Genomic DNA, 19,878 nt, shown 5'->3' with positions numbered 1-19,878 from the left:
CGTCCAGTTAAGGAATAGTTATCGCGTCAATCAGGAAAGACGGCCCTGATAAGGTTCACGGTCCGGACCCTGCACAGGGTAATCTTTGCGCAGTGGATGACCTTCCCAATCAACCGGCATCAGAATGCGGCGCAGATCGGGATGACCCTTGAAATTGATCCCCATCAAGTCCCAACACTCACGCTCATGCCAATTGGCAGTCCCCCAGACAGTGCTGACGGTGTCAACGTTAGCATCTTCCTCAGCGACCGGAGTTTTGATCCGTAAACGCTGCTTGGTGGCAATGTTATACAGGTTGTAAACCACCATGAAACGCGGGGTTGCCTTACCGAGGTAATCGACACCACACAGGTCGCAAAGGAAGTTATAACCACAGACGTCACGCATGAAAGTACAGATTTCTACAATCTGCTCCTTCTCGACCGTCACCGTAGTTTCGCCACGGTATTCGACGACATCCAGAACGTCAGAGGAAAACTTTGCTTTCAGCTTTTCAACAATCGCTTGATCGCTCATTGACTTGTTCCTGTCCTAAACGCTGGAGGCCATGGTTGGTTGAACCACATCACCGATACCGATAACGGCACCGAAGGTATTACGCTCAGCCCGAATTTTTTCCTGCAGTTTCATCAAGCCATAAAGAAGGCCTTCTGGACGTGGCGGGCACCCGGGGATATAAACGTCGACCGGAAGATACTCGTCAATCCCCTGAACAACACTGTAGGTATCAAAAACACCACCCGAAGAAGCACACGCGCCCATGGCGATAACATACTTAGGCTCAGGCATCTGCTCGTAAACGGTTTGAATAACCGGCAGCATTTTCTTGGTGACGGTACCGGCGATAATAATGACATCGGCCTGCCGCGGAGAAGCACGAAACAAAATCCCCATACGGTCAAGGTCAAAACGTGCAGCACCGGTCGACATCATCTCGATGGCGCAGCAAGCCAGACCAAAAGTCAGCGGCCACATGGAACTGGCACGTGACCAGTTGACCAACTTGTCCAGACTGGTAGTGACGAATCCGCTACCGAGCGTCTTTGGTTGCTCTATTCCCATTCCAGAGCTCCTTTTTTCCAAACGTAGATAAAGCCGACGAGCAGGATGATGATAAAGACACCCATCTCGACGAAACCAAAAATCCCCAGACGCTTAAACATGACTGCCCAGGGATAAAGGAATACTGCCTCAATATCGAAAAGGATAAACAGCATCGCAATGATGTAGAACTTAATCGAGAATCGCTCCTGCGCAGAACCGATCAATGGCATCCCACACTCGTAAGGAGCCAACTTGACCTCACTGGGCTTTTTTACCCCGATCAAGCGGGACATCACTACCGACCCGATAGCGAAAGCAAAGGCGATGCCGATAACAACAAGAATCGGCAAATAATTTTCCAGCATAAAACCCGCTCCTTCCATTGAAGAAATTGGACCGTTGAACGTGGGCGACAAGATAACGTTTACGCCACAACGTGTCGGAAATTAGGATAAAGCCCCCGACATGTCAAGGAAAAAATACAGTATACTGTATGCAATTATTCTGACTGCGGTGGTCCTCTTTAATATTGGAATTACTGTAGTTTTTGAATGTTACGATATCAACTGGAGTCCTATTTTTCCAGTTTATCGCTTACCCCGACACGACCTGGCCGCCAATCAAACAGTGTTTGAATTTCTAATGATTGAAAACCTCAGGGTTTTTTGTTTTCCCGACCGGGAAAGTCGTGTTTGACGAAGGTTTTATTCACCTGACTGGAGTACGCACTGAAACCACGGTCAGCAATTATCGAAGTGCGTTTCTCACTTTTCCTTCTATTGGAAAGATATAATCAAATGACGGGATACAATGAACTGATATTTCCACAAAACCGAGCAGCATATGTGCAACGGTTAACTTAAAAGGCGCTGGATCTCTGCTCGCTCAAAAGCATAATTATTGCGACAGTACTCGCACACCACCGATACTGTCTCCTGCTCTTCAACCAGCCGCTGCAATTCATCCTCTCCCAACCCCAGCAAAACCCCCTCAATCTGGTTCCTGCTGCATGGGCAATAAAACTGCAGCGGCACTTCCTCCTGCACTCGAAACGGCAAGTCATCGAAGATCTGCGCCAGTATACTTGCTGGCGCCAACCCTTGACGAAGCAAGCTGGTTATAGGTGGCAACTGCTGCAATCGGCCGATGACCTGCTCAACCTGCTGTTCATCCCCTGGCGGCAAGGACTGAATCAAAATTCCACCAGCCGCGGCAACCTGCCCATCGCCATCCAACTCAACCCCAAGAGCAACACTCGACGGTAACTGCTCTGAACTGGTCAGGTACCAAGCCAGGTCTTCGGCAACCTCGCTACTCTGCAACTGCACCATGCTCTGATATGGATCCTTAAGACCTAAATCCTTCCAGACATGAAGAAACCCTGCCTTGCCGATCGCCCCGGCGACATCGAAACGCCCCTCTTTTGGCGGCAAATCTGCTAGCGGGTTTCGAATCGTACCGCGCACCCGGCCATCGGCGTCAGTCTCAACACTCAACTTTCCCAGAGGGCCGTTGCCCTCCATCACCAGAGCTAAACGCTGCCGCCCTTTCAACAAACAGCCCATCAACGCCCCACCAGTCAATAAGCGACCGAGGGCAACGGTTGCGGTAAAATCGGTTTGCTGCTTGGCACAAATTTCACTGACCAGACCAGTTGTCACAGCAGCCATGCCGCGCAATAGTCCATCCTGGCTAACGATTCGAACCAGATGATCCTGCATAGTGTTCCGACCCTATTCTTTCTGTTATTTACGTTGCGTGCTTTGCACTTCCTTGAGTTGCGCGTTGACCCGTCCGGCAGAGACAGCCATACAGATCCCCTGAATCGCGCCAATCTCTTCTTCACTGATTCCCTGCGCCTTGGCCACGCCAAGGTAATGATCCATTCAAGGCAGACAGCCGACACTCATAGCAGCAGCCAAACCAACCAGGATGGTGGTTTTCTTATCGAGCACCGACTCATCTCGTACGCCATCATAAAAGACACTGAATGCTTGACCATTTTTTCGCGACAACATATTCGGACCTCCCTTGTTTAATTTAGCTGCGCAACCGATAGCCCTTACCGATCAACCAAGCAGCCCAAAAAAACAACGTCGCGGCAATCGCTCCGCTGACGCCGAAAGCGAGCATAAAACTGGTATCACCAACCCCGAGAATGGCATGTCGAAAACCGTCAATCAGATAGAAGAGCGGGTTCAGGTAGGACAACCGTTCCCAAGGTTCGGGCAGGATTGAAATCGGATAGAAAACCCCGCCGAGATAAATCAACGGCAGAATAAAAAAATTACTGTACATCGACAGGGTATCAAAATTATGCGCAAAGATGGCTGCGATCAAACCGAACTGGGCAAACAGAAAACTCGCCAGCATCGCCATCAAAACCGCCAGCAGCGGAGCATGCCATGGAAGCTCGGCAAACAGCGTCGAAATTCCACAGACCACCGAGCCAACCAGCGCGCCGCGCAACATCGCAGCCAAGGTATAGGCCAGGATAAATTGCGGCGGGCTGACCGGCGTCACCAGCAGGTCGACAATCCCGCCCAGATAGCGGGACATAAACAGTGAAGAAGAGGTGTTGGCGAAAGAGTTATTGATCACCCCCATCAGCACCAGCCCAGGGATAACAAACTGCGCATAACTGAAGCCCTCCAGCACACTGAGACGCTCACCAAGGGTGGCACCAAAGACAAACAGATAGAGCGAGGCAGTAATAATCGGCGTCAACAGGGTTTGCGAAGCAACCCGCCAGAAACGCAGAATCTCCTTGCGTAGCAGCGTGACAAAGGGGAGCCAAGGGTGATATATGCGCGGATCCTCAAAGGCCATTGCCATTTCCCTTCATCCCGGTCAGCTGGATAAAAACCTCTTCCAGGCCGCTCTGGTCAGTCTCGATATCGCGAATCTTAAGCCCAAGACCACAGAGCAACTGCAGCAACACCCCAGCACTCTCTCCAGTCGGAAGACAAAGCAACAACTCGCGACCATCCCCTTTTAACTTCGGCCGATAGCCGGCTAAAGCGTTCGGAATCTCTGCTAGCGGCGCTTCGAGCCAAAGTCGCATCTGCCGGTTGGACAGGCGACGCACCAGCTCGTGGGTCTTCTCCAAAGCAATCAGTTCGCCATGATTCATGATGGCGATGCGGTCGCACATCTGCTCCGCTTCTTCCAGGTAATGCGTGGTCAGTAAGATGGTCGTCCCCTGCCGATTGATCTCGCGGACAAAATCCCAGAGTCCGTGCCGCAGTTCAACATCAACCCCGGCGGTCGGCTCATCAAGAATCAACAGCTGCGGTTTGTGAATCATCGCCTTGGCAATCATGAAGCGGCGCTTGAGCCCACCGGAGAGCTTCAACATCACCTTCCCCAAATGGGGGCGCAATCCGAGCCGCTCGATCAGCAACTGCCGCCAGGCAGGGTCGTCCTTAACGCCGTAGTAGCCGGCATGCAGTTTGAGCGCCTGATCGATGGTAAAAAAATTATCGATAACGACCTCTTGATGAACGACCCCGAGCATACGCCGGGTAAAACGATAATCGCGCTGGTTATCGTAGCCAAAAGCATGGATACTCCCGGAGCCGATACGGCAAACTCCGGCAATCATATTAATCGTGGTACTTTTGCCGGCACCATTCGGGCCGAGCAAACCGAAGATCTCTCCCTGTTCGATCTCGAAGGAAAGATCCTTAACGGCTGGAACTCCAGCAAAAGATTTCGATAATTTTTCAATCTGCAGTGCATCTGTCATTCGCCGACTATACCTCTGGATGGTGCAGCTGACAACTGCTCTGTTTCTTGACAAACAGACGGCAGTCAATGATCATGGAGTCAGTGTTATTTCGCCATCAGTCGAAACAATGCAGACACAACAAAAACCAAGCCATCGCCCGGGGATTTCGGCCTCTGCCAAACGCCAGCCGGAGACGGAACTGATTTTTTCAATCCACCAACCAAGGGGACTTATGCCTAAGAAACTACTGTTCGCCATGTTGCTACTCTGCCTTATCCTGCCAGTTTCGGCGTTCGCGATTGATGATGAGGCCAATGCTGAAATTGTCGCGCTGGAAATTCGCAACCTCTCAACGTCCGTCGATCGCCTCACTCAACTGCTCTACGGTCAAGTCCAGCAAAAAGAACAAGACTCGATGCTGCGCAAACTGGATATTGCCGTCGCCTATCTGAATTTCCGCTCGCGCCGCATCGAGATGCTTGAACGCGACCTACAAAACAGCCAGAGCATGAAAAGCCGCCTTGAAGACATTCTCCTACAAATAGAAACACGACTGGAGCAGATAGAGGACAGCGACAGAACGGGCCCGGAGGCAGCCGATGCCGCTGACCAGGCGCAAAAAGAAACCCTGGAGCAACAAAAAATGCTCAAGCAGCGGTTGGCCCGAACCGATGAGAAAATTCTCGATTACGACAATCGTATTATCGAGTTGCGCAATCAACTGGATGATGTCGAAGGTTTTGTTGAGCGCCACCTGGAACTCTAGTCGGAATTAACGGGAAAGCAGAATCCATGGGACTTTGCAGCTGGTTACTCGCCAACGCTTACGATAGCGCCATGCATAAATACGAACAACGCTGTCTGGGCCAATGGCGGGCCGATCTTTTAGCTGGGGCAAGGGGCGAGCTGTTGGAAATCGGTGCCGGAACAGGCATCAACCTCCCGCACTATCCAGACCAGGTGGACCATTTGATTGTCAGCGAACCCGACCCACAGATGCACAAACAGCTGCTTAAAAGAATTTCCTCGTTACCCAAGTCGCTGACTCGTGCCACGAACTGGAGCGCTGAGCAGATAGATCTGCCCGATCAATCGATCGACACGATCGTCAGCACCCTGGTTCTCTGTTCGGTAAACAACCTGCAGCAGAGCCTGCGCGAGCTACATCGAGTGTTGCGCCCGGGAGGTCAACTGCTGTTTCTGGAGCATGTCGTTGCCACAGAGGATAAAACCCAGCGTTGGCAAAAAATTTGTCAACCGCTCTGGAAATGTTGCTGCGGCAATTGCCATCTAACCCGCGACACTGCCAGCAACATCGAAGCGGTTGGTCTGACAATCGAGAAACTGTGCGCAGCGGATATTCCCGGCGCACCGTCAATTGTACGCCGTACCATTCGCGGTTGTGCCCGCAAAACCGTAACGACAAAACCGCCCAAACTACAGGAGATCTGATGGATTTAACCACTCCCGCCCTGCTGTTCCCGGCGATTTCATTGCTACTCCTCGCTTACACCAATCGATTTTTAGTTTTGGCGCAATTGATCCGCCAACTGCACCGCCAGCGCGACTCAATCAACGATATGGTCTTACGGCAGATCGCCAACCTGCGCACCCGCCTGACCCTGATAAAGGCAATGCAAGGCCTCGGCGTCCTCAGTTTTATCCTCTGTTCACTCGCAATGTTGTTTATTTTTCTACAAATCGTAACACTTGCGGAATGGAGTTTTGGTGGCAGCCTTTTTCTACTAGTGCTCTCCCTACTCTGCTCGCTGCTGGAAATAGCGATCAGCACCAAGGCGATTGAGATCGAATTGGAAGATCTGGAAAGTCGACGTACAACGAACTCTGGCAGCGACTAAATCGCTGATCTCAGCCAGTTACCGGGAAAACGAAGTATGAGTCTAAGTAAAAACATTTTCCGCTCTCTTTTTCGCCCACTCCTGGAGCGTTGGCAGGCTCGACGCTCACGCCCTTCCGCTGCTGCACAACCGCAAGAGATCGCCGCAAGTTCTATTGACTTCGACCTTAGCAACAGCCCCCCCTGTCCACACTGCGGGATGAAAGACGTAACAAAAAAGATTTACGGAAAACCTGTCCTGACTAGGCAAATTATAGAAGGTCTTGAATCGGGGACCATCATCTCCGGCGGCTGCATGATTCACGGAGGCGCTCCAGAGTGGCATTGCAACCGCTGCAACAAAGAGTTTAGCCACCTAAACTTCGACCCAACAACAGCAGGAGACAACTGATGATTCCTTGGGAAACTCTCGCTACGGCGCAGATCCCGAACCATAGTGATGAGCTGCGCCTGTCACGCCGCGGCGAAGAATATTCGATCCGCGTGGTTAACGCCGAACTGATGAACAGCCGTGCGCACGGCTCCGAAGAAGAGTTGGCCAAACTGAGTTGTCAGCAGATTTCCAAGCGAGACAAACCTCAGGTTCTGATCGGTGGTTTGGGCATGGGATTTACTACTGCTGCCGCTCTGCAGCATCTGCCAGAATCGGCTCATGTTGTCGTTGCCGAACTAGTTCCCGAACTGGTGGAGTGGAACCGGAATATTTTTGGCCACCTCGCCGGTGAGCCACTCAATGATCGGCGGATTCAAGTCCAGATCGGCGATGTCGCCAAGCTGATTAAAAAGTCCCGGCAACGCTTTGATGCCATTCTGCTCGATGTCGATAACGGCCCGGAAGGGCTAACCCATCCGGAGAATGCCTGGCTTTACGGACCAGCCGGTTTGGTTGCGGCCCAAAAGGCGTTGCGCCCCGGCGGAATCCTGGCTGTCTGGTCGGTCGCCCCAGACCCGTTGTTTTCCCGCCGTTTGCAGCAGGCCGGCTATCAATTTGAAGAGATCCGCCCCCACTCTCGTGGCGGTGGCAAAGGCGTTCGTCACTGTCTCTGGCTGGCAACGATTTGACCTTAATCCAGAGTTCAGGTAAAGATAGCCCCTAATTATCCAACTCAATAAAGGAGAATACCATGTCCAAAGCTAGTGCCCGTCACATTCTCGTCCCGAGTGAAGCGGACTGCAACACCTTGAAAAACATGATTGAAGCCGGTACCGATTTTGCCGAAGTTGCCAAGCAACACTCAAAGTGTCCTTCCGGGCAACAAGGTGGCGCGCTCGGAGAATTCGGCCCCGGCCAAATGGTCAAGGAATTTGATGAAGTGGTTTTCAGCGGTGAAATCGGTAAAGTGCTCGGGCCGGTAAAAACCCAGTTCGGTTATCACCTGATCGAAATCACTAAGCGCAGCGAATAAACGCTCACAAATTTGTCAAAAAAAAAGCCCGACAGCAATCATCTGCTGTTGGGCTTTTTTCTGTCTTATATAAAGAAGTGTTCAGTCTTTCATCAATTTGTTCAGTTCGGTAAGAATTTCGTACTCTTCGCGAATCTTATCTTTGTAATAGTTCCAAACATGATAGCTCTGCAAGCTGAGAATGGTCATGCCAACGGTAAAAACCGCCCAGAAGTTTTCCGTTAAAGCGTCGGAAAAATGATAAAAGGTGTAAAAAGCACTCAGGTAGCCGAAATGTGCCAAAGCGCCCCGCGGCCGTTTGCTCCCGGTCATCTGGGTCAGCACCATGATAATCGCCGAGAAACCGTAAAGCACCAGCGCCCAATTGATAAAATTGGGCGGCGGGGAGGCCCCGAGCATCTCGTGAATCTCATCGCTGAGAGACGGCAAAAAGTCAAAATTCCGAGAGGCACCGATACTCAATGCGGTAAACATGGCGAGTATCCACAAACCACTACTGGACAGCAGTTCAAGCCTACGTATTTTTGCCTGAACCTGCCGTTGCAGCGGCTTGATGTCCGGCATCGTCGTTCCCGATTCTGGAGTCAAAGGCGGAGCCATTCTCTGTATCTGTTGGTGAATTGCCAGTCGTCTGCCAACCCTGCAACGCATCGTCTCGTTGCTGAACCAGCTGTCGGAAATCCCTCTCCAGACGGCCTAGCTTATTATCAGCCTTCGGCAATTCCTTGGCACTGACACCCTGTACGGCTTGTTCGGCACAATAAGTCAAACGAAGGATCGGGAGGAACAGATTCATCCTTAACAAGGCAGCAACACCGCCAATAGTTAGGAACAGAACCATTACGCTGAAAATTATCATTCGCCAGCGTAACAAATCAAGCGTTTTCTCGAGTGGTTTACTGGAAATACCGAGAGTCAGAAAACCCAAGACCGGCTCGTCTGCCGTATGAAAATGACAGGCGGCGGTAGAACATTTAGCTTCGTTAAGAATCGGGATCGAGACAGCAATCAGTCCGCTGTCACCACCGATATCATGATGGGTCTTGGTGCGTTCCGGATAATCAGACCGCATCATCCGCTTAGCCCAGGGATCGATATCAGAAACATCTGCGTCAGGCGCAGTCTCTACCGACTTTCCGGAAAAGCGAATGCCTCCCTCCTGGTCATAAATTCTGATCTGCCCCACATCTGTCAGTGTTCCGACATTACCAACGATATTGCGCAGCGATTCACGATCATCCTGCATCATCGCATAGCGGGTTGATTGGGAAACGGTCTCTGCCAGATTATCAACATGCAGTACCGCCTCTTCTGTCATATCGGATTTGATAAAGGTATAGAGTAAAATACAGCCGAACACGACAAATCCCGTGACGGCTATAGTGATGGGGACGATAGCTCTGGCGATCAAATTATTGAACATGTTCACTCCACAGTGGGAACCTTCGGCGACTTCTGGTTTGGCCCCCACTTGAATCTTGAAAATTCATGGTCGACGGAGACCCGGTGCCCCGCCGACCATGAGAGCCATGACCTCAAGCCCGAACAGGAATATCCTGTTCTCGCTCAGGACTTGCTGGCATGGCAACTTCTGCAGGGACCTCATCAACTTGAGCTTTCCAAGCATAGAGAATCGGTAGACGGTTAAGGATAAACCGGTAAGTTGCAATATAGATGAAGAAGATGGTAATGGCGATAATGATTTCCAGAAAATGCGGTATTTCCTGATAAAGTTTCCAATTGAAAGTGATCAACGCTGTGTTCAAGCGGTTAAGCACAATGCCAAGAACGGCAGCAAAAGCACCGACACGGATCACACCGACCAGCTTATGGCGGATGCCATAGGCAAACAGGATCATCGGCAAGATCGTTCCGGCAAGCATCTCTAGGATATACCAGGCACCCCAACCGGTCGCCATATAAACCCACTCGTTATCATGGGCAACAGCAATCAGCTTGATCACCAGGTAGGTGATCAGTGCCATGCTCGCACCCTTGGCCAACTTGATGGTGAGATCATTCAAGCTATCTTTGAAGCGGTCATCACAACGCCACGCCATGGTCTTAATGACAATGGTACTGACCGCGATAACCATGCAGAGACCACCAAAAATCGACGAGGTAAAGAAGTGAATCCACTGGAACTCCGCCGAGTACCACAAGGGATGAACCTTGCCCGGCGCGTAGGTAAATAACGCCCCCAACGCCCCCTGGTGCAGGGTCGAGAGGATGATACCGGACACGGTCAAACCGATGGTACCCTTACGGACAAAGTCTTTACCCGCTGGCCAACCGATCCACTCAAAGAAGGCCACCGAAACTTCAGCGACCTGAACCGACAGGTAAACAGCAACGTGCCAACCAACCAGGAACAGAACAGCCGCCGGACCCCAGGCGTAAACCATTGGGTAAGCCAAGCGCCAAGGTTGCCCCAGGTCGACCAACAGATAGACAACGGCAAAGAAATACCCGAGCAGACCATTTAACAACGCCAGTCGCTCAATCGGCTCAAAGTCATGACGGCCAAAGATCTCGCAGGTTGTTCCCAGCATAAAACCTGATGCCGAGAGAGGAACCATACAAAAAAGACCGAACCCAAGGAACAACCCCCAAGGATAATCGTAAGAGGAATGGGTCACTGCTCCCAAGCCGAAAATGAAGCGGTAGATAATAACCGGGATACCGATAGCAAAAATAAATGCCAGCAGCCAATTGAACTTATTCCGGATCAACTGACCAATATACTGATCAAGGCTCAGACCGAGAAATAACTTTTCCATGACGTTGAACTTTTTTCCGTCCGGTGACTCTGACCCAGTCAGCGGCGAAATTCCGTGCTCAGCTAGCTTTTTCATTACTCTACTCCCTCCTCGGCATGGCTGTCGTCATCGTGGTGATCTTTTCCCTTGGTCGACAGCAAATGAATTCCAGTGAACAGGGCAGGCCAAATGGCTAGGACCATTGGCACCATACCGAGGAAGCCCTTGACGTTATTGATAATCGGTTCTTGCTGCAAGCTGGTATCAAAACCGAGTTCCTCAAAGGGAACACCAGAAAGGTACAGCCAGGCGGTGCCGCCAACTGTGTGCTCACCATAAATTTCGGACTGATATTTTTCAGGACTTTTCTTGATTCTGGCACGACCCAACTTGAGCAGATCCTTGCGCTTGCCAAAGGTCATGACCTGGGCAGGACAGATATCGACACATGCCGGCGGCTTGCCCTTGCTGACGCGCGATTCGTAACAAAAGATGCACTTTTTAACGACCGGATTGATAACCTTCGAGTAACTGTACCCAGGAATACTAAACGGACAGGCGACCATACAGGTCCGGCAACCGACGCAAACATGCTCGTCGTAGATAACCGCACCTTCATTGGTCTTGGTATAAGCATTGACAAAACAGGAGGTCAGACAGGCTGGCTCGTTGCAATGGTTACACTGAATCTTACGGAAAACCGGTTTATCGCTCTCTTCCGGCTCGTAACGGTTAACCACCGTGTAAGCCTTTTCCGTCGGCCGACGCTTCTGAGTGCCATGATGGAAGGTCTGATCGAAAACCGAATAATCATCAAACGGCAGATCTGGGCTTGGCAGTTCCTGCTCTTTGTTACAGGCGGCTTCACAACTACGACAACCGACGCAACGGGTCATGTCCACCAGGACCCCCATTCCATCAGGGAATCCACTAAAATTACCACTTGCCAGTGCATTTTTGGCGGGTGCCAGCATCACTGCTGCGCCACCGGCCAAACCGCCTGCAAGAAATTTTCTTCGACTTACTTTACTCATGACGATATCTCCTTGCTAAATTGCTCCAATGAATAAACCGTATCAGAATCTAATCAGTGACCAGCACCGGCATGCTCAGGTGCTTCCGGAGCAAATTTCCCTGAATGGAAGAGTTTTTCCCCTTCTTCCGTCTTGGCGTGACAATCCTCACAACCGACCGGTCCATCCATCTGCTGATGACAACCAAGACAGTTCTGATGATAGGCACCTTTTAGCCCATTGATATCGCCATGGAAAAGGTCTTGCTGACTCTGCAGCTGAATCTCTTCGGCTGCAAACGGTTTCACAGAGTGACAATCCTGGCAGGAAACTTTCACCAATTCCTTGTACTCACTGTGGCACTTTGAACAATAAATATCGGTGGTTCCGGTTCCGGTGGTGTGGTGGTGGCAAACGGAACAATCTTCGGCCACATCCATATGCATGGCGTGGTCAAACTCAACCGGCTCGTAATACTGGGCGAGAACATCAATGGTCACATTATCGGGCGCGTCCATAGCGTAGGCATTCATGGCCAAGAGCAGGGTTAACAATGGCAGCAACAACCCCTTCATGTGCCAATTTGAAGCATCAAACATAGCACTCACTTCTCCTTGTCAAAGTTCAGGCTACCCAATTTAGATTTTTTTCATCGCTTGGGCAGCCTGAAAATAATAAAAATACGTCCTAAAAAACTAAGCTTGGAAAATAAGCGGGTTAGGACTTATCCCCACCGTGGATGTAGCTATAGAACATTGGGAAAACACAGAAAAATCCAACGCAGATCAGATACTCAAGACCTTTGATATAAGTGTAATAATCAACCGTGGTGTAAACCTCTGTTACGCTCCCTAGACTTGTGAACAATTCAATCATTTTAGCACCTTTTGTCCTTTAAAGAGTTATTGTTTTTTGGCTGAAACAGCCTTGCTATAGTTAGAGGTACTCTTTTTTGCCGCATCCTTGGTCATGCCGAAAAGTGACTTGATAGCTGGTAGTAACTGCGCGACAACCAACAAGGAACAGAGACCGACAAACGCCAGCACCAAGATCCCACTGGTGTAGGTTTTTTCGGTTTCAGCCGCACTTGCTGGTGCTACGGCCATCAACACAAGCGACAATGACGTCAGCATTGCCTTCACTCGTTGCATAGAAACCTCCTTGGACTGTGTTTGTTTGGATTCATTTCTCCGTGCCTGGTAATTCCTGAAGGCGTAGTGAACAGCTTGACGTATTTCCTCTCGGCCTTCATCCCCTGCCGGTTTCAACGCATGGTAAAAAATTCCTTCCTTGCGGATACGACGTAGCAGGTTGATAGATATTTCATCCGAAATCAAAATGATCGAAAGGTAGCGGTTGCATTTCTTTAAAAGCGGAACCAACTTCGCGACATATGCCTCATCGAAATTCCCTCCCAAAACAACAACCTGAGTGGTCTTGTTGAGAATACCCTCAAGGCCGCTAACCACTGAATCAGTCGTTTCGACCTGGAGATCATCCTCGACAAAGAGATCTGCCAAGCGATCCCGTGAGTCTCGATCCTCATTTGCAATTAGAAGACCTTGCATGATGCCACCCTTTCAGCCATTAAACCCTGCCACCAGCTCAGTTAAGATGCTTTTCCGCTTTGTGGTCACGCAAAAACAAACCCTTCAGCATGCCGAAAAACAAGATAACTGCCGGAACCAACTGGAAAACGATGATCAAGGCAAAGAAGCCGATAAACAAGGTAAGGAGAAAACTTCCCCCCTCAGTGCCAGCATCTGTTGCTGCGTACGCGGCAGAAGAGAAGCAGGACAGAATAATCAAAGTATTGCGGATGATATTTTTCATAATGACCTCCCAAACAAAAACATTATCTATTATCTTTCTTTCTGTCCTCTTTAATAGCAGTTGTTATGCCAGAAATTCATCCAACCCAACATAAAGAAATTAACTAGCTGTTATTGCTATTTTTTTTTCTATGTAACGGCTGGCAAGAAAGGATTAAGCTACCGGAACTGTATACAAGCGACATACAGGCGTTCTCAGAAGCGGGGGATACCATGCGGCTCAGAACTCACATAAGTGTTGTTTTTTAAGGCACTTACCCATCGCAAACGCAATGAACATAAAAAATGTGCGCTGCATACTATCTTCATTTCTCCACGGCCATTTACCAGTCAGCAACGATGTGGGGCCTTCAACCAGGGGACCATTCCAACACAAAAGACCATGGGCAAAAGCGACCAGCAGCAAAATCTTTTCTTTCTGATAAAAATTGCCAAAAATGATATTCTACGCGACCTTACAGCCTCAAACTCACCGCAGACAGAAAGTCACCTGAAATGAAAACGACAGCAAAAGTGATCGAAAAAACCCGCTGGCCGTTATTATAATTACTCGCGCTCATAAGTCGTATAAATCGAATATACATTCGGTTATCCGCATAAGCACTCAGCAATAAAGAGACAATCTGAACAGTGACGTAGGCAACCTATTCCGTCATCATTTCAAGCAGGCACTATCCAAGAATTCAGATACTTAGATTATCGCTCATGTGAAAATGGCGGAATCTCTTCCCCCCCCCTCAGCAGGCGCAAGAGATTCCGCCACAGCCTTGTAAACTTAGCGCTTGACTCAAAAGTCTGCAAAAACTATCATTTATGCGATAATGTTATACCGATAACAATACTATTGGGCCTCCAGCTAGGATGCTTTACCATCGGTTGGGTCCGGACAATCCGGACCATTCACTGACAAAGTTCAATGTAAACGGACAGTGATATCAAGAAGGGCAAAACAACGGATATGGATGAGGCCAAGACAAACAAGATTCTGATCATTGATGACGAGACAGTCATCCGCGAAGGCATCAAACAGACGATGTGCCTTGAAGGCTACCAAGTAGAGGTCGCCCCCAACGGTAAAATCGGCCTGGAAAAGCTACAGAAAGACAATTTCCAAGTTGTTGTGACCGACCTGAAAATGCCAGGTATGCATGGTATTGAAGTCCTCAAAGCCATCCGTGTTTTACAGCCCGCTGTCCCGGTCATCATCATCACCGGCTACGCTACCGTCGACTCCGCCGTTGAGGCGATGAAAAACGGCGCCTTCGACTACCTGACCAAACCGTTTCTGCCTGAACAAATTGCTGAAAAAATCAACTCTGCCTCACGCCAAAGAGCCCTGACATTAGCGGCCCAACCGGAGGAAAGTGAAGAGTTCGACGATCAGGAATGTGATTCCTTTGTCGGCAAAAGCAAACAGATGCGGAAGGTTTACCAGCGAATTGTTCAGGTTGCCCCGACCAATAGTACCGTTCTGATTACTGGAGAAAGTGGCACCGGAAAAGAACTTGCGGCACGCGCTATCCATAACCACAGCCACCGCAAAGATCAGCCCTTTGTAGCGGTTGATTGTAACTCCTTGCCGGAGAACCTCCTGGAAAGCGAACTGTTCGGCCATGTCAAAGGCTCTTTCACCGGTGCGACCCAGACCAAACCTGGGCTGTTCTCGGTCGCCAGCGGCGGATCCCTGTTCCTTGACGAGATTTCCAATATCAGCATGACCACCCAGGCCAAGCTGTTACGTGTGCTGCAACAACGCGAAGTCACACCGATCGGTGGCACCAAGGCCACTTCGATTGATATCCGCCTGATTGCCGCCACCAACAAGGGGCTCGAAGAGATGGTTGAAGCGGGAACCTTCCGTGATGACCTCTATTTCCGCCTCAATATTATCCCCGTTGATCTGCCGCCTTTGCGCGATCGTCAAGGGGACACTTCTCTGCTGATCAATTACTTTTTGAGGAAGTTTGCCGAAGAAATCGGCAAGGACATCAAAGGACTCGCACCGGATGCGCGAATTGCTCTTGAAGGCTACAGCTTTCCAGGGAATGTCCGCGAGTTGGAAAACATCATCGAAAGAGCGGTCGTTTTAGCGCAAGACGAACAGGTCCAGCGTGAAGACCTGGAACTGCCCTCGTCCGATGACGATCTGCAGGGCGAAATAATGATTCCGCTAAATACTGAGGAGCTCAAAGAAAATAAACGTATCGCCCGGGAACGGGCCGTCGAACCGGTTGAAAAAGCCTTTGTCTACGCCGCTCTGGAAAGAAACAATTGGAACGTCACCAAAGCCGCCGAAGAAACCGGCATGCTGCGGCCCAACTTCCAAGCGATGCTAAAAAAGCTGGGCATCTCAATTAAAAACCATAACGCCACCTAAAGTGCCGATCCGGCTCATCATGACACCTGAGTATCCGCTAGTTCAGCGTTCATCAAAACGGCCCACGACAGCCATCGCGACTAGCAGTCTGCTGAGTTTTCTTCAGCCAGAGAAGCATTTTCGCTGGTCGGCAGCAGAATCGTAAATACCGTCCCCTTGCCAAACTCACTCTCGACACTGATCTTCCCACCATGATTATTGACAATCCCGTAAGAAATTGACAAGCCAAGGCCGAACCCTTTGCGGATTTTGGTAGAAAAGAACGGATCAAAAACCTTATTCAAGTCTTCCCTTTGAATCCCCTGTCCATTGTCGGCAACCTTGATCTCCACAACTGAGTCACTTTCGTTCAAGCTGGTCGCAATCATCAAAATTCCGCCGTCGGGCATCGCCTGAGCAGCATTAATAAACATGTTGAAAAATACCTGTTGAAACTGGTCCGGATCCAAATAGATATCGGGCAATTCATCATCATAGGCACATTGCACCTCAATATCCTGAAACAGGGTCTGCTGGGCAACCAGGCGCAAGGTTTGTTTAATAATCCGGTTGATCGAATCAAGCCGCTTTTCTGGAATCGATTCCCGGGAAAACTCCAGTAAGCCACGGACAATTTTTGCACAGCGTCTGGTTTCGGAGACCACGACCTCAAGGTTATCCTTAACTTGCGTCGGCAACTCCGGCGTTTTGGCCGCCAACGATGAGAACATCAATATCCCGCCAAGCGGATTATTGATTTCATGAGCGATACCCGCCACCAATTCACCCATTGAGGCCAACTTGGCCGACTGCACCAGTTGCGTCTGCATCTCCTGAATTTCTGTAGTTCGCTTTTCGACCTTCAATTCCAGGGTGTTACCCCAATCACGCAATTCCAACTGGGCCTGTGCCAGATTGCCGGCCATCGTGTTAAACGCTTCGCCAAGCTCACCGAACTCATCGGTCGGCACATTTTCAATCCGCGCATCCAGATCCCCGCGCGCCAGACACTTGGTGTGCCGGACCAACCGATTGACCGGCTCACAGATATATTTCTGGGTAAAGATAAATTGGCAGATCGACAACAGGACCAACATCACCGCAGTCGAAACAAAGACATCGGCATGATGATTGAAAGTCACCGCCTGCATTTTCTCCAAAGAAACAACAATATCGAGAATCCCGAGTTTTTTTTCTTCTTCCGAATGAAAATGGCACGCTGCCGTAAAACAACTTTCCTCATTGTAAATTGCCCGCGTCATTCCCAGAAAATCACTACCGTACGCATCGGTAAAAGTCCGGCTGCGGGTTTCGATGGAAGCATCAATCAGCGCGGTACTCTCGCCGACATGACAGAAATAGCACCCTTCGTCGCGGTTACTTAAGGCCGTGCCGATCTCGGTTTTGTCAGTCGAAAAACTGACCACCCCTTCGCGGCCGAAAATCCGAATCTGCTCAATCCGATCCATGGTTCCCACTTCATCAATCATCTGCTGCAACCGTACCCGGTCATCTTCCAGCATCAGGTAGTAGGAATTGTGCAGGATCATCTCACTGAGGGTATCGGCCTCGTACATGGCCTCGGCAAAAAAGCTGTCTTTCAGCGTATTGACGTTAAAAAATGCGAAGGTAAACATGATGACGAGCAGAGCGGTACAGGAAATTGCCGTATATTTAGATGCCAGTTTAAGCTGCATCCACGCCTCCAAGGAAAAACTTCTGCACCGCCAACGAAATATTCAAGCTGGACGGCAAAAAACAATAAAATACCGATACATACTGAACCAAACAGAGAAGTTTTTGAACCAATTTCTTCATCAACCTCCGTGTTTTATTCAAAGGGCGTCCTGCTGTTGCCCGAGAAAAAGCTGCAAGGCAGGGAAAAAACCCCGCCCTTGAAGAGTCTCAGCTGAACTAAAGCTAAGGGGCAAAGAAAATTCCCGCGCCCCTTAATCAGGCATTTCCATTGCCTTTCAGTGCCTGCTGGAGTATACAGGTTGCGTTTGTCTGACAACCTTTTTAAGTAGAGAAATAGAGATGGGTTATCGAAATCTGCGTGAAGCAATTAATGATCTGGACAGCAGCGGTCAACTGCTTCGGATCGACCTGCCGATTGATCCGAATATTGAAGCCGGAGTCATCCAACGCCGCGTTTACCAGGCCGGTGGACCTGCGCTGCTGTTCAACAATCTGAAGGGATGCGGTTTTCCTGCCGCAGCCAACCTGTTTGGCACCTTGGAGCGGACCCGCTATCTGTTTCGCGACACCCTCAAGCATGTCGAAACCCTGATCAAACTGAAACTAGAACCCAAAAGCTTGCTGCAAAACCCGGCAGCTCTGCTTTCGGCCCCAGCAGCCGCGTTCCATTTATTGCCGAAAAAAGTCAAAAACGGCCCGATTTTACAATGCCAAACAAGTCTCGGCAAACTGCCGCAGATCAAAAGCTGGCCGGATGACGGCGGTGCCTTCGTTACTCTGCCGCAAGTCTACTCTGAAAGCAGTCTGAAACCGGGGCTACGCTCATCAAATCTGGGGATGTACCGAGTCCAAATATCGGGCAACGACTATCTTCCCGATCAAGAAGCTGGTCTGCACTACCAGATCCATCGCGGGATTGGTGTCCACCATCGAGAAGCCCTGCAACTGGGACAACCATTCCGCGTTAATATCTTCGTCGGCGGACCGCCAAGCATGACGGTCGCCGCGGTTATGCCACTACCGGAAGGCATGCCGGAACTGGCCTTTGCCGGACTGCTTGCCGGCCACCGGATTCCGATGGTCCACCCTGCGGGCTTGCTGCCGATGCCAGCTGAAGCGGATTTTGTCATCTGCGGTACCGTCGACCCCAAGCAGCTCAAAACGGAAGGCCCATTTGGCGACCATCTCGGCTACTACAGCCTGGGACACGATTTCCCGCTGGTCAAAATTGATCGCGTCTACCATCGCCCAGATGCCATCTGGCCCTTCACCAGTGTCGGTCGCCCGCCGCAGGAAGACACCAGCTTCGGTGCTTTCATCCACGAATTAACCGGCGAATTGATCCCTGCTGTCCTGCCCGGCATCAAAGGCGTGCATGCCGTTGATGCCGCCGGGGTTCACCCACTGTTGTTGGCCATCGGCAGTGAGCGCTACACCCCCTACAACGATTTGTCTGAGCCGCAGGAATTGCTGACCCAGGCGAACGCCATTTTTGGCCAAGGACAATTATCTCTCGCCAAGTACCTGCTGATTGTCGCTGAAAATGACAATCAACGGCTCGACGTACACGACATTCCAGCTGTTTTCCAACATTTACTGGAAAGAATTGACTGGCGCCGCGACCTGCACTTTCAGACCCGGACCACCATCGACACCCTCGATTACAGCGGTCACGGTCTGAATCAAGGCTCCAAGGTGGTGATGGCGGCCGCCGGGCCGAAACGCCGCGAGTTGGCGACGGAAATCCCGGTAGAACTGCAACTGCCACGTGGCTTTAAATATCCTCGCCTCGCACTCCCGGGCGTACTATTGCTCGAAGGCCCGGCCTGCACTGCCTACCTTCCCGGCGAAGATCGTGACCTGTTGCGTCTGGCAAACAAATATTCAGCCGAAGATCCGATCAACCAGTTCCCGCTGATTCTGGTCGTAGATGATAGTGATTTCTGCGCGGCAACTCTGAACAACTGGATCTGGACCTGTTTCACCCGCTCCAACCCAGCGGCGGATATCTACGGTATCGAGACCACCGTGAAAGCCAAACATTGGGGCTGCAACGGCAGTTTGATTATCGACGCACGCAGCAAGCCACATCATGCTCCGGCGCTGATTGAAGATCCTGCAATCGAAAAACGTGTCGACCAACTTGCTGCCAAAGGTGGCCCGCTACACGGCATCATCTAAG

The 19,878-nt window shown here is 50.5% G+C and carries 23 protein-coding genes; 7 read left to right on the top strand and 16 right to left on the bottom strand.

All coding sequences use genetic code 11. From position 1 onward, the window contains the following. Nucleotides 1-30 precede the first annotated feature (30 nt). The 8 genes from ACZ5PT_RS06355 to ACZ5PT_RS06320 all read right to left on the bottom strand — a co-directional run bounded on the left by ACZ5PT_RS06355 (nucleotide 31) and on the right by ACZ5PT_RS06320 (nucleotide 4,792). Complete coding sequence (locus ACZ5PT_RS06355) at nucleotides 31-516, bottom strand: NADH-quinone oxidoreductase subunit C (protein WP_464265971.1); 486 nt, start codon at nucleotides 514-516, stop codon at nucleotides 31-33. Nucleotides 517-531: 15 nt separating this feature from the next. Then, nucleotides 532-1,062, bottom strand: a complete 531-nt coding sequence (locus ACZ5PT_RS06350) for an NADH-quinone oxidoreductase subunit B (RefSeq protein ID WP_464265970.1) — start codon at nucleotides 1,060-1,062, stop codon at nucleotides 532-534. Continuing rightward, nucleotides 1,053-1,409 (bottom strand): NADH-quinone oxidoreductase subunit A, encoded by a 357-nt coding sequence (locus ACZ5PT_RS06345; RefSeq protein ID WP_464265969.1) that lies wholly within the window; start codon nucleotides 1,407-1,409, stop codon nucleotides 1,053-1,055. Before ACZ5PT_RS06345 ends, ACZ5PT_RS06350 begins: the two co-directional genes overlap by 10 nt. 489 nt (nucleotides 1,410-1,898) lie before the next feature. Further along, nucleotides 1,899-2,765, bottom strand: coding sequence for an Hsp33 family molecular chaperone HslO (gene hslO, locus ACZ5PT_RS06340; RefSeq protein ID WP_464265968.1), 867 nt, complete (start codon nucleotides 2,763-2,765; stop codon nucleotides 1,899-1,901). A 24-nt stretch (nucleotides 2,766-2,789) separates the two neighbouring features. Beyond that, complete coding sequence (locus ACZ5PT_RS06335; RefSeq protein ID WP_464265967.1) at nucleotides 2,790-2,930, bottom strand: hypothetical protein; 141 nt, start codon at nucleotides 2,928-2,930, stop codon at nucleotides 2,790-2,792. Further along, nucleotides 2,931-3,062: a hypothetical protein gene (locus ACZ5PT_RS06330; protein ID WP_464265966.1), complete on the bottom strand. Its 132-nt coding sequence runs from the start codon at nucleotides 3,060-3,062 to the stop codon at nucleotides 2,931-2,933. Between the two features lie 22 nt (nucleotides 3,063-3,084). Continuing rightward, nucleotides 3,085-3,879, bottom strand: a complete 795-nt coding sequence (locus tag ACZ5PT_RS06325) for an ABC transporter permease (protein WP_464265965.1) — start codon at nucleotides 3,877-3,879, stop codon at nucleotides 3,085-3,087. After that, nucleotides 3,863-4,792, bottom strand: a complete 930-nt coding sequence (locus tag ACZ5PT_RS06320; protein WP_464265964.1) for an ABC transporter ATP-binding protein — start codon at nucleotides 4,790-4,792, stop codon at nucleotides 3,863-3,865. The genes ACZ5PT_RS06325 and ACZ5PT_RS06320 overlap by 17 nt, the downstream gene beginning before the upstream one ends. 214 nt (nucleotides 4,793-5,006) lie before the next feature. On the opposite strand from ACZ5PT_RS06320, the gene ACZ5PT_RS06315 reads away from it, so the two are divergent. From ACZ5PT_RS06315 to ACZ5PT_RS06295, 5 genes are all read left to right on the top strand, one after another. Beyond that, entirely contained in the window at nucleotides 5,007-5,540 is a 534-nt protein-coding gene (locus ACZ5PT_RS06315; RefSeq protein ID WP_464265963.1) for a hypothetical protein, read from the top strand. 26 nt (nucleotides 5,541-5,566) lie between these two features. Further along, nucleotides 5,567-6,226, top strand: a complete 660-nt coding sequence (locus ACZ5PT_RS06310) for a class I SAM-dependent methyltransferase (protein ID WP_464265962.1) — start codon at nucleotides 5,567-5,569, stop codon at nucleotides 6,224-6,226. After that, nucleotides 6,226-6,633, top strand: a complete 408-nt coding sequence (locus tag ACZ5PT_RS06305) for a DUF2721 domain-containing protein (protein WP_464265961.1) — start codon at nucleotides 6,226-6,228, stop codon at nucleotides 6,631-6,633. The genes ACZ5PT_RS06310 and ACZ5PT_RS06305 overlap by 1 nt, the downstream gene beginning before the upstream one ends. 389 nt (nucleotides 6,634-7,022) lie before the next feature. Further along, a complete protein-coding gene (locus ACZ5PT_RS06300; RefSeq protein WP_464265960.1) occupies nucleotides 7,023-7,694 on the top strand; it encodes a spermidine synthase in 672 nt (223 codons plus the stop codon). Between the two features lie 62 nt (nucleotides 7,695-7,756). Continuing rightward, nucleotides 7,757-8,038 (top strand): peptidylprolyl isomerase, encoded by a 282-nt coding sequence (locus ACZ5PT_RS06295; protein WP_464265959.1) that lies wholly within the window; start codon nucleotides 7,757-7,759, stop codon nucleotides 8,036-8,038. Between the two features lie 81 nt (nucleotides 8,039-8,119). On the opposite strand, the gene ACZ5PT_RS06290 is transcribed toward ACZ5PT_RS06295, so the two are convergent. From ACZ5PT_RS06290 to ACZ5PT_RS06260, 7 genes are all read right to left on the bottom strand, one after another. Beyond that, complete coding sequence (locus ACZ5PT_RS06290) at nucleotides 8,120-8,602, bottom strand: menaquinol oxidoreductase (protein ID WP_464265958.1); 483 nt, start codon at nucleotides 8,600-8,602, stop codon at nucleotides 8,120-8,122. Continuing rightward, nucleotides 8,553-9,461 (bottom strand): HAMP domain-containing protein, encoded by a 909-nt coding sequence (locus ACZ5PT_RS06285; RefSeq protein WP_464265957.1) that lies wholly within the window; start codon nucleotides 9,459-9,461, stop codon nucleotides 8,553-8,555. Before ACZ5PT_RS06285 ends, ACZ5PT_RS06290 begins: the two co-directional genes overlap by 50 nt. A gap of 112 nt (nucleotides 9,462-9,573) precedes the next feature. Beyond that, the gene (locus ACZ5PT_RS06280) at nucleotides 9,574-10,893 is read right to left on the bottom strand and encodes a polysulfide reductase NrfD family protein (RefSeq protein WP_464265956.1); all 1,320 of its coding nucleotides are present in this window, start codon (nucleotides 10,891-10,893) and stop codon (nucleotides 9,574-9,576) included. Further along, nucleotides 10,893-11,831, bottom strand: coding sequence for a 4Fe-4S dicluster domain-containing protein (locus tag ACZ5PT_RS06275; RefSeq protein WP_464265955.1), 939 nt, complete (start codon nucleotides 11,829-11,831; stop codon nucleotides 10,893-10,895). The genes ACZ5PT_RS06280 and ACZ5PT_RS06275 overlap by 1 nt, the downstream gene beginning before the upstream one ends. Nucleotides 11,832-11,884: 53 nt before the next feature. Continuing rightward, a complete protein-coding gene (locus tag ACZ5PT_RS06270) occupies nucleotides 11,885-12,409 on the bottom strand; it encodes a cytochrome c3 family protein (RefSeq protein ID WP_464265954.1) in 525 nt (174 codons plus the stop codon). 303 nt (nucleotides 12,410-12,712) lie between these two features. After that, nucleotides 12,713-13,378, bottom strand: coding sequence for a response regulator (locus ACZ5PT_RS06265; RefSeq protein ID WP_464265953.1), 666 nt, complete (start codon nucleotides 13,376-13,378; stop codon nucleotides 12,713-12,715). Nucleotides 13,379-13,415: 37 nt separating this feature from the next. After that, complete coding sequence (locus tag ACZ5PT_RS06260) at nucleotides 13,416-13,643, bottom strand: hypothetical protein (RefSeq protein ID WP_464265952.1); 228 nt, start codon at nucleotides 13,641-13,643, stop codon at nucleotides 13,416-13,418. 957 nt (nucleotides 13,644-14,600) lie between these two features. Here ACZ5PT_RS06260 and ACZ5PT_RS06255 point away from each other — a divergent pair. Next, entirely contained in the window at nucleotides 14,601-16,019 is a 1,419-nt protein-coding gene (locus tag ACZ5PT_RS06255) for a sigma-54-dependent transcriptional regulator (protein ID WP_464265951.1), read from the top strand. 80 nt (nucleotides 16,020-16,099) lie between these two features. Here ACZ5PT_RS06255 and ACZ5PT_RS06250 read toward each other — a convergent pair whose 3' ends face one another. Further along, nucleotides 16,100-17,695 carry an ATP-binding protein gene (locus tag ACZ5PT_RS06250; protein WP_464265950.1) on the bottom strand — a complete coding sequence of 532 codons (1,596 nt, stop codon included), beginning with the start codon at nucleotides 17,693-17,695 and terminating at the stop codon, nucleotides 16,100-16,102. 340 nt (nucleotides 17,696-18,035) lie between these two features. Here ACZ5PT_RS06250 and ACZ5PT_RS06245 point away from each other — a divergent pair, with 340 nt between their 5' ends. Continuing rightward, nucleotides 18,036-19,877, top strand: coding sequence for a UbiD family decarboxylase (locus tag ACZ5PT_RS06245; protein WP_464265949.1), 1,842 nt, complete (start codon nucleotides 18,036-18,038; stop codon nucleotides 19,875-19,877). The last annotated feature ends 1 nt before the right edge of the window (nucleotide 19,878 follow it).

The organism is Desulfuromusa ferrireducens (assembly GCF_055389805.1).
This window is presented reverse-complemented; position numbering and strand designations above follow the sequence as displayed.